General features: G+C 48.4%; 13 protein-coding genes. 5 read left to right on the plus strand and 8 right to left on the minus strand.

Annotation, left to right across the window (positions count from 1 at the left end; genetic code table 11):
* Positions 1–442: 442 nt before the first annotated feature.
* Positions 443–1,174 (plus strand): DUF3105 domain-containing protein, encoded by a 732-nt coding sequence (locus tag FS628_RS19430; protein WP_222125263.1) that lies wholly within the window; start codon positions 443–445, stop codon positions 1,172–1,174.
* Positions 1,175–1,378: 204 nt separating this feature from the next.
* Positions 1,379–3,097 (plus strand): methyl-accepting chemotaxis protein, encoded by a 1,719-nt coding sequence (locus FS628_RS19435; protein WP_145324695.1) that lies wholly within the window; start codon positions 1,379–1,381, stop codon positions 3,095–3,097.
* A 335-nt stretch (positions 3,098–3,432) separates the two neighbouring features.
* Here FS628_RS19435 and FS628_RS19440 read toward each other — a convergent pair whose 3' ends face one another.
* Together FS628_RS19440 and FS628_RS19445 are read right to left on the minus strand one after the other, a co-directional pair.
* The gene (locus FS628_RS19440) at positions 3,433–4,386 is read right to left on the minus strand and encodes a nucleoside hydrolase (RefSeq protein ID WP_145324697.1); all 954 of its coding nucleotides are present in this window, start codon (positions 4,384–4,386) and stop codon (positions 3,433–3,435) included.
* Between the two features lie 268 nt (positions 4,387–4,654).
* A complete protein-coding gene (locus FS628_RS19445) occupies positions 4,655–6,886 on the minus strand; it encodes an MMPL family transporter (RefSeq protein WP_145324699.1) in 2,232 nt (743 codons plus the stop codon).
* A 178-nt stretch (positions 6,887–7,064) separates the two neighbouring features.
* Between FS628_RS19445 and FS628_RS19450 the strand changes: the two genes are divergently transcribed.
* The gene (locus FS628_RS19450; RefSeq protein ID WP_145324701.1) at positions 7,065–7,697 is read left to right on the plus strand and encodes a TetR/AcrR family transcriptional regulator; all 633 of its coding nucleotides are present in this window, start codon (positions 7,065–7,067) and stop codon (positions 7,695–7,697) included.
* 2 nt (positions 7,698–7,699) lie between these two features.
* Here the strand turns inward: FS628_RS19450 and pdxR are convergent, their stop codons facing one another.
* The gene (gene pdxR, locus FS628_RS19455; RefSeq protein WP_145324703.1) at positions 7,700–9,163 is read right to left on the minus strand and encodes a MocR-like pyridoxine biosynthesis transcription factor PdxR; all 1,464 of its coding nucleotides are present in this window, start codon (positions 9,161–9,163) and stop codon (positions 7,700–7,702) included.
* Positions 9,164–9,322: 159 nt separating this feature from the next.
* Between pdxR and FS628_RS19460 the strand changes: the two genes are divergently transcribed.
* Entirely contained in the window at positions 9,323–9,913 is a 591-nt protein-coding gene (locus FS628_RS19460; protein ID WP_145324705.1) for a GNAT family N-acetyltransferase, read from the plus strand.
* Positions 9,914–9,953: 40 nt separating this feature from the next.
* Here the strand turns inward: FS628_RS19460 and FS628_RS19465 are convergent, their stop codons facing one another.
* The gene (locus FS628_RS19465; protein ID WP_145324707.1) at positions 9,954–10,850 is read right to left on the minus strand and encodes a diacylglycerol/lipid kinase family protein; all 897 of its coding nucleotides are present in this window, start codon (positions 10,848–10,850) and stop codon (positions 9,954–9,956) included.
* Positions 10,851–11,158: 308 nt separating this feature from the next.
* Here FS628_RS19465 and FS628_RS19470 point away from each other — a divergent pair, with 308 nt between their 5' ends.
* Positions 11,159–11,749, plus strand: a complete 591-nt coding sequence (locus FS628_RS19470) for a hypothetical protein (RefSeq protein ID WP_145324709.1) — start codon at positions 11,159–11,161, stop codon at positions 11,747–11,749.
* Between the two features lie 102 nt (positions 11,750–11,851).
* Here the strand turns inward: FS628_RS19470 and FS628_RS19475 are convergent, their stop codons facing one another.
* From FS628_RS19475 to uxaC, 4 genes are all read right to left on the minus strand, one after another.
* Entirely contained in the window at positions 11,852–13,732 is a 1,881-nt protein-coding gene (locus FS628_RS19475) for an ABC transporter ATP-binding protein (protein WP_145324711.1), read from the minus strand.
* On the minus strand, positions 13,729–15,456 hold the full coding sequence (locus FS628_RS19480; RefSeq protein WP_145324713.1) for an ABC transporter ATP-binding protein: 1,728 nt from the start codon (positions 15,454–15,456) through the stop codon (positions 13,729–13,731). Before FS628_RS19480 ends, FS628_RS19475 begins: the two co-directional genes overlap by 4 nt.
* Positions 15,453–15,995: a MarR family winged helix-turn-helix transcriptional regulator gene (locus tag FS628_RS19485; RefSeq protein WP_145324714.1), complete on the minus strand. Its 543-nt coding sequence runs from the start codon at positions 15,993–15,995 to the stop codon at positions 15,453–15,455. Before FS628_RS19485 ends, FS628_RS19480 begins: the two co-directional genes overlap by 4 nt.
* Before the next feature lie 298 nt (positions 15,996–16,293).
* Positions 16,294–17,736: a glucuronate isomerase gene (uxaC, locus tag FS628_RS19490; protein ID WP_145324715.1), complete on the minus strand. Its 1,443-nt coding sequence runs from the start codon at positions 17,734–17,736 to the stop codon at positions 16,294–16,296.
* Positions 17,737–17,794: the final 58 nt, after the last annotated feature.

The raw sequence follows: 17,794 nt of genomic DNA on the forward strand, positions 1-17,794 counted from the left end.
ACACTTGTTACTTCGATGACAGAACAACCTTCCGATCGCTGTTATCTCCAGATTTTTTATTCACTTTTACAAAGGTGAAAATCTGGAGATAAAGGCGAACGCTTCCGCTTCTTCAGGTTCTTTCTGTCCTCTACGTTTCGTGTAAACGGTTATTTCAATAAATATAAATTTTACTGACTCTTTAGATTTATTTTAAGGCGCTCCCTGCTCACGCGGGGAACGCCTTTTTTTGGTTTTCTAAGACAGCGTTGCGCCGAGTATGTTTCATACACTATAATGTGTAGTGCAACAGGTATGTTCTTATTTACGTAACAAACACGGAACCAGCAACTCCCGTTACGTAATGAGAGGATTTACCGTTGCCACTAACACTACATTATGTAGTGTTTTAATCACTCATTTTACAAAGAAAGCAGAGGAACTCTCTATGGACATGACTCATATGAATCATATGCAAATGGAGCACGAGGCAGGTACATCCTACCTGTGGCTCATCGTAGGTGTAATCGTGTTGCTGTTCTCCATCGCCGCCTATATCTGGGCATCACGCACACAGGGCAAAATTCTGGGCCACATGAAAAAGAAAGAGCGGGCAGACATCCAGAAAAAAAGTCGATCCCTTCGGCTGGCCGCACATGTAATGATGGCTGTGTCGATTATTACGTTTGGCCTGTTCTTCATGCAAGGAGCAGGTAAAACATATAATGTAGCCGATCTGGAGTCCAACGCGACAATCGACGTAACGGACGATAAATATTATGGGGCTGACCATACGGAGGACCCTATTCAGTATGAGATGAAGATCCCGACTTCAGGGCCGCATAATCCGCATGATATCAAGTTTGGATTTTACACCGACTTCCCGGGCTACAATTACCTAGTACACAATCTGGAGCACGGGGATATCATCATCTATTATCGTGAGAACGCAAGCGAGGATATGAAGGAACATCTGAAATACCTAGCTAAATTCCGCGAAGCCGGAGCAGGTATTCTGGCTGTACCCAACAAGGATATTCCCGAAGGCAGTGAAGTCGTGGTGACCGCATGGACCAAAACGATGAAGCTCGACCAATTCGACAATGCCAAAGTAGGTACTTTTATCAATAAATATATTAATCAGGGACCTGAAAAGATTCCTGCCTCTGTTCGCCAGGGCGGCGGAACGATGTAACGACTTATCGTTTCAAACGAAATTAGCTCCCGAATCAAATTGATCCGGGAGCTAATTCTTTATCGCCTGGATGCCGATATTTCAAGAGTAGAAATGCGAACATTGAAATACATATACATACGAAACAAAGAAGAACGTACAGCACCAAAGTAAAGAGAAAACGAGATGATTCATCCAACAGATCAAGGGGGAGCACTTTTACCAATGAATAGTTTGTTTATGCGAATCTTTTTATTTTTTTCCTGTCTGATGCTGGCCGCAGGTGCGGTTCTGGGCATTACCATGTACCGTTCATCGGCCCAACTGGTCGAGCAATCCATGGGGATGCAGGCACAGGCTGTGGCTGAACGGGCAGCAGCATTAATTGACACCTCTCTGTACGCACCACTCAGTACAGGACAGAACGAAACAGCGTATTATGGCACATTGCGTGAGCAGCTCAGCCAGCTGCGTGAGGCCAATGGACTCAAGTATCTGTACACACTCGGTACACGCGAAGAAAATGGAACAAATACATATTTCTATGTAGTGGATGGGGCTGCTGCCGATGTGGCAGAGGATGACTTCTCCCCTTACGGCTCCGAAGAAGAGACGCATTATGACGGAATGCTTCAGGCTTTTGAACAGAATGAACCTATGCGAGGCGAACTCACACAAGATGAATATGGAGCCACCATTACAGCGTATGTGCCGATCCAAGGGGCTGACGGAAATGTGCTGGGCCTGGTCGGTGCAGATCTGGACTCCACTGCGGTCTATGAACTGATGTCCCGCAACCGTATGACCATGATCTGGACAGCCTTGGCTATTGTGCTGCTCAGTGTCTTGTTGGTGTATGGATTCGCCCACTACTTAACCCGTCCATTGGTGAAACTCAAGAAATTGATTGCCCAAGTCGGAAAAGGTGATCTGACGGTCAACGTTGAACTTAGCCGCAAGGACGAGGTGGGACAGCTCGCTTCCGAGTTCAAACATCTGGTCACAGGTACCCGGGATGTCATGACGGGCATCCGTCAAAGCTCCGATTCTCTGCTAAAAGCTGCAGAAGGAGTATCCAAACATTCGCAGGCGACTGCAGAAGCCAGTCAACGGATTGCCGAGCACACGAATCTTACAGCCAGTGGCGCTGCTGAACAGGTGGCTCGTGCGGGCGAAGTTACGGTAGCTATGGAAGAGATTACACGCAGCATGCAGCATATTGCGAATTCTTCCTCCATGGTCGCGGATGTCTCACAGGAAACAACCAATAATGCAGTACAAGGTCAAGCCAACATCAACACAGCCATTGAAAGTATGGACAAAATTCATCAGGCAAATGTGCAGATGGTAGCCTCCACCTCCCAGTTGGAGCAGTACTCGGGTAAAATCGAATCGGTGGCACACCTGATGAAAGGTATCGCTTCACAGACCAATCTGCTTGCGCTTAATGCAAGTATTGAAGCGGCTCGTGCAGGAGAGTATGGCAGCGGATTTGCTGTAGTTGCCTCCGAAGTTCGCAAGCTTGCAGGGGAATCGGAGCAATCGTCCCAGCATGTAACCGAATTGATCACCGAGATGACACGCCAGACTGCCCTGTTGTCGGAACATATGTCAGCCAGCACATCTGCCGTACAGTCTGGTCTCACTGTCGTTCAGGAGGCAGGCCGTTCATTCACCTCCATTCATACCGGGATTGAAATGATGAATGAACGTCTGCATGAAGTATCTGCAGCATCCGAGCAGCTGTCTGCCAGTGCAGAAGAAGTGTCCGCTTCTGTGGAGGACATGGAACATATCTCGCGTGAATCCTCTTCGAGCATCCAGAAGGTATCGCACGCTACCGGTAGCCAGCTGCAATCCATGGATGAGATGAGTGCATCCGCGGAATCTCTGCGTGTATTGTCCAGTGAGCTGAACGGATTAATTGGTCGATTTAAAATATAGCGGGCAGCTAGATTACTATATAGATTGAACTAAAGAATATTCACACTTGCCACTTCGATGACAGAACAACCTTCCGATCGCTGTTATCCCCAGATTTTTTGATTCACTTTTACAATGGTGAAAATCTGAGGATAAAGGCGAACGCTCCGCTTCTCCAGCTTTTTTCTGTCCTCTACATTCTCGTGTAAAATGATTCGTACCATTTATATAGATCAGCCCACAACCAAAAAAGCCGCAAGGCAGGGACGGGATTAAGGGGTTCAACCCCATATCCAGACCACTGCCTGCGGCTTTATTTTTGTACCTTTAATGTTGGCGCCCTAAGGCTGCCTGAATTAATAGCGCTGCGGAGCAGCTTTTTTACCCAAATCCGTCATGTACGTAAAGAACGCTTCCGGATCGGTATCATACACCAGTTGTACTGGACGTCCGTCTGCTTGCTCCACCGTGCGACCCTGGCTAGGACCATCCGGGATGACAATACAGTTCACGGTTTTCTTCTTCACGATATCCTCGTGTCCAACGGAAGCCGTTGTCAGTACATCCCACAGATAGTATGTGGAATTCGTCTCACTGTACACCAGTGGCGGACAACCTGCGTAACAGTTCCCCAGGAAATCAACGCCTTCGAAACGGCGCTCTGCTGCCCAGCGGTTACGAACGGCTGGAGTCAGAGGTACTTTGTTCGTGCTTTCCAGTGCAACCAGATCGATCTGGATGCCGCTCTGCCACACACGATAAGCCGCTTCCGGGTCCCAGAATACGTTCCATTCAGCTGTGCCGTCATGCTCTGGCTCTTCTACGTTACCACGCTCGAATGTGCCACCCATCCATACCAGCTTGTCGATTTTCTCTTCAATGTCTGGTGCTTCGTCGAGTGCACGCGCAAGGTCCGTCAGAGGGCCTGTGAACAGAAGCAGCGTTTTGCCTTCGGTATTGCGTACTTTCTCGATCAGATGCTGATGAGCCGGAACGGCAGAGAGTGGTGCTTCCATTTTGCCAGACTCGTTCAGTACAGGAAGTGCATCTACATAGAAGGAATGCAGTCTCCACGCCGCAGGAAATGGATTTTTCCCTCTGGAGTTGGATTTGGATACCTCTACGGAATATGTACCGAAACGATCGATAATTTTACGGCTGGCATCTGTTGCTGGCTCCAAATATCCGTCTGCCGGAATAACCGATACCCCGGTTACATGTACATTGTCCATTTGCAGAAGCATGAACAGCGATACGAGGTCATCCACGCCGCCGTCATGGTTAAAATACACATTAAGTTGGTTCGTCATGCTTGCTTTCATCCTTCCCCTGGTTGTCCCATTGATGTTGATCATCCGTCTGCCCAAAGCCGACGCTCTCTCTATTATGTCCCATAACCCTTGGCTACGTAAACCTTCCCCATGCAAAGAAAACAAGGATCACGCCTCATCCTGCGGATATTTTACAGTTCCACCATTCCATCTCAGGAGGACACACAGCTCTACTCTCATTGTTATAAAAATAAAGAAATGGACAGCAGGCTTGAAGCCCCGCCGTCCATCTCACCCAATCCATGCATTACATGGACTGGTTCTGTTTCTCCTCATTCTTTTCGGCAATCGGCACATACTTGCCTGGCCAGAAGGCCCATTTGCCCAGCAATGTGGTGATAGCCGGTACCATGAACGGACGAACCAGGAAGGTATCCAACATCACACCAACGGCTGTGATTATACCAAACTGCACCAACACCTGAATTGGCAATGTAGCAAGTACCGCAAATGTTCCTGCCAAGATCAGACCTGCAGATGTAATAACCGAACTTGTCTCGCCAACACCTTCTTTAATCGCTTGACGAAGCGGCATCGTTTTGCGTTTCTGCCAGATGCTAGAGATCATGAAGATGTTGTAGTCTTCACCCAGTGCCACGAGGAATACGAAGGAATACAGCGGAATCGCTCCCTGAATGGCATCCGCGCCAAGTCCGTAGTGAATGATGATCCAACCCAGACCCAGTGCAGAGAAGTACGATAGAACGACTGTCGCAATCAAGTACGCAGTGGCTACGATTGAACGCAAGTACAACAGTAGTAACAATGTAATCATGCCGATGACTACCGGAATAATGATCTTGGCATCGCGTTCTCCTGTCACTTCAATGTCATACTGTTCAGCCGTCTGACCATCGATCCAGACCTGACTGTCCACATTAGCTACACCAGCATCTTGAAGCGCCTGTTCGGCAGTAGCCCGCAGATCCGGGATATGCTGCATTGCTTCCATGGAATATGGATTCAGATTGAATTCCACATCAAAGGCGGTAATGTTGGCATTCTCAGCGCCCTGCTGGACATCGCCTACTTTGCTAATGTAATCCAGCGATTCGAGACGCTGCTTCAGATCAGTTTCTTTGCCTTCGGCATCAACGATCACTTTCACTGGAGCCAGCTCACCTTGGGAGAACTGTTCACCAATGACCGTGAAACCTTCGCGGGAAGGCACATCCTCCGGGAAGGAAGACAACAGATCATAGGTGAATTTAACCTGAGTAGAGAATACAGCCAGTCCACCCAGCAATACCAACGTAATTGCAAGAACGGTCCATGGCTTCGTTACTACAATACGGCCAATCCAGCTTTCCTTGATTTTGCGTGGAGCCGGGGCAGGTTTGCCTTTTTTCTTCGCACGTTCCACTTCCATCTCATGTGTACGCGGTACGAATGGGTAGAATGAACCCCGACCGAAGATCGCCAAGAGTGCCGGAACCAGCGTCAGACTTGCAATAAACATAATAAAGATGGACAGACTGAATGGTACGGCAAAGCGATGATATGCACCGTATTCAGCCAGCAACAGCACGAGCAGTGCTGCAACGACCGTGAATCCACTCATGGCAATGGCACCAGATGATCCGGTAATTGCCTGGAAGATGGCTTTCTTTTTGTCCGGCTCATGATAGAGAATTTGGCGGTATCTGGAGATCATGAACAGACAGTAATCCGTACCCGCTCCGAATAACAACACGGTCATGATGGAGATCGACTGTGCGTCCACCGTGATCCAGCCTTGATCTGCCATGAATCCGAGAATGGGGCTTGTCACCATATACGCGAACCCAACCGCAATAATCGGGATAATTGCCAATACCGGCGAGCGATAGATCAACAGCAACAGTACTAATACCAGTACAACCGTAGCGATCAGCAAGGATACATCGGCGGAGGAGAACAGTCCGCTCGCATCAATGGATATTCCTACAGGCCCTGTTACACGGGCAATCAGTGTATTGGTATCATCTATGGCTACATCGAACGGGTTTGCCCCGAAGATGTCTTGTGTTTTTTGCTCAAGAGCTTCAATAGCTTCCTTCAATTGTTCCGAATCGGCACCTTCATTGAAGAAAAGTGGCATAACCAAGGTACTTCCGTCTTCCGAAAGCTGGCCTTTCAATGCTTGTGGTGGCAATTGATAGAGTGGCACAACGGACTGCTGTTGTTCTACCGGATCTTGATCCAGTCGCTCCGTTAATGCCTGAATGTTCTCAATCTGCTCATCCGTAAGACCGCCGGCTTGACGCCATACGATCAGTGCGGGCAGTCCTTCACCACCAGGGAATTCCTTCTCGGCAAGTGCAGCTGCCTGAACCGATGGTTTGGATTCACTCAGATCCTGTGCGTTATTGGTTTCACGATCACCTACAGCAGGCCATACCATGCCAAGCACAACGGCGATAATGATCCATACCAACAGCGTAATCCATTTGCTTCGTTTGCCGGCTACCCAGCGGCCGTAACCCGAATCTTCCTGCATTGTCTCTTCATCTCCCTATTCTGTTTCTATGAAGCCCTAATATATATGATGGTGTAGTAATGAACCACGGGTCATAGTATAATCGAGTTAATTATATATACCGGAAGGTTAATTTTGCAATGCCTAATTTTGTGAACACTTCTGACAAGCAATTAAATACGTAAAGAGGTATGTACCTATGAGCAAAAAAACAAACATTCCCCGTTCACCGGGTAGACCCAAAGCAGGTGTGGATCAAGCATCTGTCCAAACCAACATATTGATGACCGCATCACGTCTGTTTATGGAATACGGGTATGAACCCGTCTCTCTTCAGCAGATCGCTTCGTTATGTAATGTGACCAAAGCATCGATCTATTATCACTTCTCCAGCAAAGCCGAGCTGTTCACCGTTGCCATTACCCGCATGATGGCGATGGGCATGCAGCAGACTTCTCTTCGTCTGGATGAACCCGGTCCATTGCAAGAACGTCTGGTTAAGGTTGCCGAAGCGAAGATGCAGCTCTCCCATATTGAAACGGAGACCATGATGCGAGAAGCCGAGAAACATCTGGATCCGGAGCAACTCGCTCAGATTCGGGAAGCAGAGGTTCGCATATTTGAAGTACTAGCCACCCATTTTCAGAAGGAGATGGACAACGGTTATTTCCGGGCCGCAAGTCCCATGCTGCTTGCCCATGCGTTTACTTCACTGCTGATGCTCGCGAACCGCGAAGATGTGCGCAACATGAATGGCGGCAGCATAGAAGAACTTGCACAGGAACTTGTTGCCCTGTTTCTGGATGGAGCTGTTAGGCGGAACGAATGCTGATGCTAGCTCCAGATTTTAGCCAATGCGGCAATACCCGGGTCAATGCGTTCCGGTTCTATTCCGGCAAAACCGATAATGAACTCTCTTTTGCCATCTACTGGTCCGCTCCCGTTTGCCCACAAATATTCTGTTGAACTGATCTGTATGCCTGCATTCATCGCTAAAGAAACCAATTCGTTAGCTGTTTGCTGGGATGCAATCCGTAGCACCAGATGAAATCCCGAGTGCTGACCCTGTATTTCAGCCCGACCCCCGAAATGCAGCTGTATGGCCTGAACGATCAGGTCATGTTTTCGTTTGTAGACATTACGCATTTTACGGATATGCTTGCCCAGTTCCCCTTCACGCATGAACATTTCCAATGTTCGCTGATGGAGCCGGGTAGCCGATTGTTCGAACAGAATGGACTTGTACATTTCGCGAAAATCATCCATTAATTCTCTGGGAAGTACCATGTAGTGTATACAAAGAGCAGGTGCGAGGACCTGCGAGAACCCACCCATATAGATCACGCGGCTTCCTTCTTGCAGCCCCTGCATGGAAGGGATTGGTCTTCCATGATACCGGAACTCCCCATCGTAATCATCCTCGATGATATATGCCTTTGTTCGTTCCGCCCAATCCAGTAACGCCAATCTGCGGGTAATCGGCATGGTCATACCTAGTGGAAATTGGTGAGAGGGCGACACACCTGCCAATTTCACCCCGGCCTGTTCCAGCTCCGTCAAGTTTATGCCATCAGGGTCCAGAGAGATCGGGACAACCTGATAACCATAATTGCGGAATGTGCCAGGTAACAGTCGGTATCCAGGATTCTCTACACCGATGGAATGCATTGATCCTCCCTTGTGAAGCAGGGTCTGTGCTAATAGGGACATTAGCAGATGCTGTTCAGCACCCACAACAATCTGCTCTGGAGAACAGCTGACTCCCCTGAACTGCGCAAGATAGACAGCAATTTCACATCGTAGCCCCCATTCTCCCTGAGGGTCCCCATAGAACAATAGCTCCTCCGCTTCTTCCCGCCATACCCGATTAACATATTGGTGCCACTTGGCAAGTGGGAACAGGCTGAAATCATTGCGTGACATATGAAAATCATATTGTACTTCTCTAGCAGGGCGTATGGCCTGCTGATCTAACCATGTCGTTCGAGCCTCGGGGGCTTTCCCGGCTGTCTGTGTGTCTGTCTTCCCGATCTGCATGGCATGATAGCTGTCTACCAAGGCACGAACACGATAGCCGCGTCGTGGCTGACTGTATACATATCCTTCGGCGATCAACTGTTGATAGGCCCACTCCACAGGAGTGGTGCTTACCCCAAGCATCTCAGCAAGCTTTCGGACCGAAGGCAATCGGCTATGCTCAGCCAATGCCCCGTGAATGATTCCCCTTTTGATATGATCCGAGAGCTGTACATAGATTGGCGCACTATCGTTCTCATCCAACTTTGGCAATTGAATCACACTGCTGCACCTCATCTGTCCTGTAAAATGAATTAAAACTGTATATTTGGAAGTATACAGTATTGAGATATACTCATGTCATCATCATTATGTAACGCCACTTTTGAAGAGGCAGGGCAATCTCCATCTGTCCCGCTTTGAATTATAGGAGGAAACAATATGCCCCAACCAAAATCATCCCATCGTATCCCCCGTCTGCTGGAAACGCAGCGCATATACCTGCGTCCTTTCGAGATTACAGATGTGGATGTTTATTTCCCTGGTTTGTTTGACGCCGAGATGCGCAGGCTGACGGGAACACAGAACAGTTTCACTCGCACTCAGGTTGAACGTTATATTGAAAACGCCGCTCAGGATGACTCCAGACTCATGTTACTTATTGCTTTGCAGGAAAATGATCAGATCATTGGAGATGTCGTCCTGATGGACATGCATGCCAAGAATCGCAGTGCACACATACGAATTGCCATCGATCAGGCGGAGCATCAAGGCAAAGGCTACGGCAGCGAAGCATTGCTGCTTATGTTGGACTACGGCTTCGGCATCTGTAACCTGCATCGAGTCGAGCTTGAGGTGTACGCCTTCAACGAGCGAGCCATTCGCACGTATGAGAAACTCGGATTTCAGCGCGAGGGTGTGAAGCGCGATGCTTTGTACTACAATCACCAATATCATGATTCTATACAGATGAGCTTACTGGAAGATGAGTTCCGGCAACGTCATATGGATGATCAGGCAGGGAATAATTAAGTTTACGATCTACCAAAATCAAACCAAAAAACCGGGGAATTTAGTACCCTTCCCCGGTTAGAAACTTCAAATGACCCGTCAGCACCGATAGTTCGACGGGTGTCTTCATGTATAACTCGCCATCCGTATCGGCTGACATCGGTTCATCCGTCTTCAATTTGAGCGTAGATGCCTTGAAGTGGGAAATACTTCCATTCCGAGGTTGCCAATCGCCCTCCGGCTTGTGCGATAGTATCTCTCGCAGCAGCGGAATGCCTGTCTCATGAATAATGAGCACGTCCAGCTCACCATCCTGCAACGCATCCGGTGCAAAAGGTAATGCATTGGTTCCCAGGAAACGGCCATTGGCTGCATAAATCATCACAGCTTCGCCCTCCATCTCTTTCCCATCCGCCTCCAGTTGATAAGGAAACGGCTCTGTATGACTAATCGTCTGTAACGTGCTGATGAAGTAACTGAGCTTCCCCAACGCGCCTTTCAGATTCTCATTAATATTCTGCGATGCATCACTGATTAAGCCAATGCCAAAAAAGTTCGTGAACACCCGATCATTCGCGCGTCCAATATCAATGGACACCACACGACCCGCCAGTATTTCTTGTGCCGCCGTCTCTGCATCCGGTGAAATACCGAGCGAACGCGCAAAGTCATTACAGGTGCCTCCAGGTAATATGCCAATCAACGGAGGATGTTGCAGATCTGCCAGTCCATTCACGCATTCATGCACCGTACCATCCCCGCCCAGAATAAACACCACATCGAATTGTTCACCGCGTTCAAGGCACAACTTCTCCCCTTCACCCGGTTCATCCGTAAGCACAATAACGAGTTCGTGGACAGCGGGAGCCAGCACACCAGCTACAAGACCAACGGTATTCTCTCGATTGGCCTTGCCCGAATGATGATGATGAATTAACAAGGCTTTGTTAAACTCCATCCTTCTCTTCCTCCATTCCAATGCTTGTTAACCTTTACCCACAAAGGTTGAAGCCGTAAACAAGCCTTTCGCCAAGTACTCATCATGATCCAGAATAGGTTCCCCACTCAGATATGCATCCTAATCGTCATTCATTCGTAATAGCTATATAAGTTCAACTCATTTCCTTGTTTAACCAGAATGTATGCATGAGAAAAATGGTTTCTCCACACCTTATGTCATAAGGCCGCAAATTTTGCTGGTGAGAACCCATTCAAAACGAGTCAAAACGGTTATATCTATACCATATACGAATGGAGGGATTCCCTATGATTCCGGCAACGTTGGAACAATTGGAGCAAGTTCGCAAGGAATGCCGCACCATGGTTCGCAAAAGAGCTACTGCTTCCGCAGGTACAACACTCGTTCCACTGCCCGGTACAGACGTACTGGCTGATGTGGGGATGCTGATGCAGCTGTTGCCTGCCATTAACAATAAATTCGGATTATCGCAAAAACAGCTGGACGGAATGGACCCTGAGACCAAATCCATGATCTATGGATTCGTGATGTCCATCGGTAGTAAAGTCATTGGCCGCATGGTAACCAAGGAGTTGGTCGTACAGGTTCTGAAAAGAGTCGGGATACGCGTTGCCACCAAATCGGTCGCCAAATTTGTTCCATTTGCAGGACAAGGGCTGGCTGCCGCACTCAGCTTCACAGCCATGCGCTATGTAGGTAACAAACATGTCGATGACTGCTATGAAGTCGTCAAACGCATGATTGAGCAGCGCGAGTTGATCCCGGGTGAGCCTGCTCCATCTGCACTGGAGGAAGCTACCGATGATGCTAAGGTGGAAGTGAAGGCACTTTCCAATAATGCCGCTGATGTATCTGCTAAAGAGTCCAATGAGGAGTAATTAAATACTGCATATCATAGCGACGATGCTCAAAATAAATGACAAATAGCCGGGAACCCTTAGAGGGTACTCCCGGCTATTCTTGTTAATTCAATCTAATACTTAAATTGCTTGCGGTTGTTGCTCCGTAAACTGACTGTTGTACAGATCCGCATAGAAGCCCTGACTTGCCATCAGTTCCTCATGATTGCCTTGTTCAATCACGTTACCATGATCCATCACCAGGATCAGATCGGCGCCGCGAATGGTGGATAACCGGTGTGCAATGACAAAGCTCGTGCGATCCTTCATCAGATCATTCATCGCTTTCTGGATAAATACTTCAGTCCGTGTATCTACGCTACTCGTCGCTTCATCCAGAATCAGAATGGCCGGGTTCGCCAGAATTGCTCTCGCAATCGTAAGCAACTGCTTCTGTCCTTGGGAGATGTTCGATGCCTCTTCATTCAGCACCGTATCGTATCCATCGGGCAGTGTACGAATGAAGTGGTCCGCATGGGCTGCATCAGCTGCCTTGAAGACGTCCTCTTCGGTTGCGCCCTCTCGTCCATAAGCGATGTTGTCACGAATCGTTCCGTTGAACAACCAGGTATCCTGAAGCACCATTCCAAACAGGCTTCGCAGCTTACCGCGTTCCATATCCTGAATATTGACACCATCAATCGTAATCTGACCATCCTGAATTTCGTAGAAACGCATCAATAGGTTGATCAGGGTTGTTTTACCGGCACCTGTAGGTCCAACAATAGCTACCGTCTGCCCTGGTTTCACATCAATGTTCATGTTGCGAATGAGCAGCTCATTCTCTTTGTATCCAAAATTAACACCTTGGAACGCAACCGCGCCTTTAGGCTGCTGTAATTGCAGGGGTTGTTTGGACTCCGGAACTTCTTCCTCTTCATCCAGCAACTCGAATACCCGCTCTGCTGAAGCAATTGTCGATTGGATGATATTGGAGATGTTCGCGATCTGGTTAATCGGTTGTGTGAATTGACGGGAGTACTGTGTGAAGGCCAGAATATCCCCGATGGAGATAGCTCCACGTGTAACGAAGATCCCCCCGACCACACAGATCAGTACATAACCCAGGTTACCAACAAAGCTCATGAGCGGCATAATGATACCCGAGATAAACTGGGCTTTCCAGCCGGACTCATACAACTCCTCATTAACCTTCTCGAATTGCTGTACCGATTCTTCTTCGCGTCCAAATGCTTTGACGACCTTATGCCCCGTGTACATCTCTTCGACATGACCATTCAATTCACCAAGCGATTTCTGTTGACCCGCAAAGTGTTTTTGCGAACGGGATGCAACCAGCATAACCACAACCACACTGAGTGGCAGCGTCAAAATGGTGATCAGGGTCATCCACGGACTAATCGTCAGCATCATGATAATTACACCGACAATGGTTACTACGGACGTAATGAATTGGGCCAAACTTTGCTGAAGCGTATTACTAATGTTGTCCACGTCATTCGTGGCACGGCTGAGAGTCTCCCCATGGGTGCGGGAGTCAAAATACTTCAGTGGCAACCGTCCTACCTTCTCGCTGATCTGCTCACGCATGTCATATACAACCCGTTGGGCCACACCGGCCATCAGGAATTGTTGTAGATACATAAATGCCGCACTGAACAGATAGAGCCCAACAAGCAGGTACAACACTTTGATCAATGCCGGAAAATCAATCCCTGCTCCCTGCACACCCTGAAGGATGGCAATCGCGCCTTGACTGAGAATATCTGTACCTTCCGCCATGACCTTCGGACTGATGATGCTAAATACGGTACTTAGAATAGCTGCAATCAGCACACCCAACAGTCGATAACGGTGAGGCTGAAGATATTGAATTAAGCGACGCAGTGTGCCTTTGAAATCTTTCGCTTTCTCGGCGGGAGGTCGCATGCCCATTCCGGGACCGGGTCCCGGTCCGCCAGAAGCACGGGGTGCCTTGTGTTTTTCTGTACGTTCACTCATGCGATCTCCTCCTCAGTCAGCTGGGAGGATACAATCTCGCGATACACTTCATTGTGCTCCAGCAGCTCTTTATGTGTTCCTGAACCGACAATACGTCCTTCATCCATGACCAGAATGCGATCTGCATCCATAACTGTGCTTACGCGCTGAGCCACGATGAGTACAGCCGCCTCTGTCGTTTCAGACTTCAGTGCAGCACGAAGACGTGAATCTGTTTTGAAATCAAGGGCCGAGAAGCTGTCGTCAAAGATATAAACTTCCGGACGACGAACGAGTGCGCGAGCGATGGACAAACGCTGTTTTTGCCCACCAGACACATTACTCCCCCCTTGAGAGATGAGGCTGTCATATCCGTCTTTCATCTCGGAGATAAAATTCTCCGCCTGCGCCGTCCGAGCTGCATGAACAATCTCTTCCATCGTGGCATCATCTTTGCCGTGACGGATATTTTCTTTAATCGTTCCGGTGAAGAGAACTGCCTTTTGCGGTACAAAACCAATTTTTCCGCGCAAATCCTCCTGACGAAGATCACGCACATCCGTTCCATTTACTCGCACACTGCCCTCCGTTACATCATAGAAACGCGGAATGAGGCTAAGCAATGTGGATTTTCCTGAACCGGTACCCCCGATAATCGCTGTGGTCTCCCCTGGGCGAGCTGTGAATGAAATGTTGGATAATGCAGGATTCTCCGCACCTGGGTAACGGAAAGTCACATTATCGAACTCAATCGTACCTTGCAGTGCTTTCATGGCATGAGGCTGATCTGGATTGCTAAGATCAGGTTGCATATCAAGCACTTCGTTGATCCGTTCTGCCGAAGCGGATGCTCTCGGGATCATGACGAAGATAATGGAAACCATAATGAGGGAGAACATAATCTGCATGGCGTACTGAATAAATGCAATCAGTGAGCCAATATCCATATTTCCGCTGTCGATCCGTTGTCCTCCAAAGTACAGGATGGCGATCATGGAGAAGTTCATCACAAGCATCATGACAGGCATCAAAGTCGCCATAAGCACATTTACTTTAATGGACACATCTCTCAGATCTGAATTGGCTCCATTAAAACGGGCACGCTCATGTTTCCCGCGATTAAATGAACGAACCACGCGAATTCCTGTCAACTGTTCACGAAGAACCAGGTTGAGACGGTCCAGTTTTTTCTGAATGGTTTTGAACAAAGGTAAACCTTTGGCCCCAATCAACGCAATGGCTCCACCCAACACAGGAAGCACAACCAGGAAGATGGTAGATAATTTGGCATCCTGGGATACCGCCATGAAGATACCCCCGATACACATGAGCGGAGCCATAATCATCATGCGTAGCATCATTGTAAGTACGTTCTGCACCTGTGTAATATCATTCGTCGTACGTGTAATCAGTGAAGCTGTTCCCATCTTATCGAACTCCTGCAGCGAAAAGTTCTCCACGTGGCGGAATACTCTGCTACGCAGTTGTTTGGCAAACCCACCCGCTGTGCGGGATGAGAGGTAACTGGCAATCACCGAACACGCTGTTCCGGCAATCGCAATGACCAGCATCCAACCGCCAATCTGCCAGATGTACGGGATGTCTCCTTTAATAATGCCGTGATTCACGATGTCCGCCATTAACGTAGGCAGGTACAGTTCAGCCAAAGACTGTAACATGATCAGACCCAGAATGAAGATAATGGGTACTTTGTAAGGCTTCAACATGCGAAACAGTTTCATCATGGCGTATCATCTCCTTGTGTCGAATCATCCTTTTGCAGGGAGGGCAGTGTATCGAAAAAGGTGTATACCTTCGTCAACAGCTCAGCCAGCTGAGTGCTGTCTTCTTCTCCCAGGTGTTTAACGAGTTTGTTGAATATCTCCATGCGCTCTTCATGAGCAGCCCGAATGATTTCACGGCCTGCTTCAGTAATCGTGATGCGGACAGCACGTCGATCCTCCGGGTCCATTGTCCGCTTGACCAACCCCTCATCTTCAAGACCCCGAATAACCGGTGTAATGGTTGGTGACTTCACTCGTAGCAAAGCACTAATCTCGGATACTTTCATCCCGGGATGATTGGACTGGATGGTGTCATTGAAATTAGGCGGATTGTCCTGCCAGTTCAATTGTTCTCCCGGATGCATCCCATGGAGCAAACAACCCAGCACCATAATTTCATTGTGATTGCGCCCATGAGGTTTATGTTGCCTCCATTTGCCTTTGTTGAACTGCATGATGGAGTATAAAAGCTTCTGAGCGACTGGATCTATACCAGTCATAATGGGTCCCTCCTTGTTTCTTTATCATTCCATAGACATCCAATATCATAGGACATCTATTAAATAGTATTGCAATTAAATAGATGTACAATTAATTAGGTATACTAAGTATATTATCGTGAGAAACAAAAGTCAAACCACTAAAATCAACCCATATTGTTTGAAGACTTGCGTTTTAAAATCATAAAAAACTCCCATCTTATACTCCGGTTGAAGATGACCGGGAGTATGAAATGGGAGTTTTTTATATTTAGAAATGGCACTCTCTTAATGCAGTATTAGGTGCGCTGGGTAAGCATCAGGACTGCGAGGCAGAGACCGTTTTGAGCGCTGAGGCAAACGGGAAATATTCCTTCGCATTATTGTAGGCGATGCCTTGAACGATCTGACCGAGCAGTTCCATATCCTGTGGTGCTTCGCCCTGTTCAGCCCATTCCCCAATGAGATTGCAGACCAGACGACGGAAATACTCATGCCGCGTGTAGGACAGGAAGCTGCGTGAATCAGTCAACATGCCGACAAAGCGGCTGAGCAGACCGACATTTGCCAGGGCTTTCATCTGGGCTAACATGCCATCCTTCGTATCATTGAACCACCAGGCGGCACCAAGCTGAATTTTACCCGGAATGCCTCCGCCCTGGAAGCTGCCGATAATCGCCGCGAGCACTTCGTTGTCCCTTGGATTCAGGGAATACAGAATCGTTTTGGGCAGTGCTTGCTGCTGTTCCAACGCATCGAGCAAACCAATCATTGCCGATGACAGTGGCGTATCATTGACCGCATCGTAACCGGTATCCGGCCCAAGTTTGGCAAACATCCGTGTGTTGTTGTTACGGGCTGCATTGATATGGAACTGCATCACCCAGCCCCGATCTGCATACAGTTTGCCAAGGAACGTCAGCGTTACCGTCTTGTACTTGTCCTCTTCCTCACGAGTTACCTTCTGACCCGCAAGTGCCTTGGCAAAGATGGCACCCGCCTCTTCGCGTGTAGCCACGCCATAAGGGACGTAATCAAGTGCATGGTCAGACACTCTGCCGCCTACAGAATGGAAGAATTCCACTCGGGACTCTAGCGCAGCAAGGAACGATTCATAATCGGAAATTGCCTTGCCGGATGCCTGTGATAGCTTACCCACCCACTCGGTGAAGGTATCTCGATTCAACTCCAACCCTTTATCCGGGCGGAAAGAAGGCAATACCGCTGTATCGAAACCTTCGATCTCCTGAATCTTCAGATGATACTCCAGAGAATCCGTTGGATCATCTGTTGTGCAGACCACGGTCACATTGGATTTGGTAATCAGATCACGTGCACCGAATCCGTCACTGGTCAGCTTGGCATTTACTTTCTCCCAAATGGCTGGTGCGCTTGTCTCATTCAGTACTTCGTACACGCCGAAGTATCGTTGTAATTCCAGATGTGACCACGCGTACAGCGGATTACCAATCATCATGGGTACCGTTTTGGCGTAAGCCAGGAAACGATCGTAATCCGTCACCCCTTCACCACCGGTTATATATTGCTCTTCAATTCCGTTCGCGCGCATGAGCCGCCACTTGTAGTGATCACCGTATAACCAGGCCTCTGTAAGATTGCCGAAGGTCTTGTTCTCGTAGATCTCCTGAGGACTGAGGTGGCAATGATAGTCAATAATCGGCATGTCTTTGGCATAATCCTCATATAACTTGATCGCCGTTTCATTGTGCAGCAAAAATTGTTCATCCAAAAAAGATTTCATTCGCCTCGCACGCTCCCTTTAGGTGAGTTTACGTTCATATGGGTTCACTTCCCATCTT

Origin of the sequence: Paenibacillus xylanexedens (assembly GCF_007676705.1) — a bacterium.
Taxonomy (GTDB): Bacteria; Bacillota; Bacilli; order Paenibacillales; family Paenibacillaceae; genus Paenibacillus; species Paenibacillus xylanexedens_C.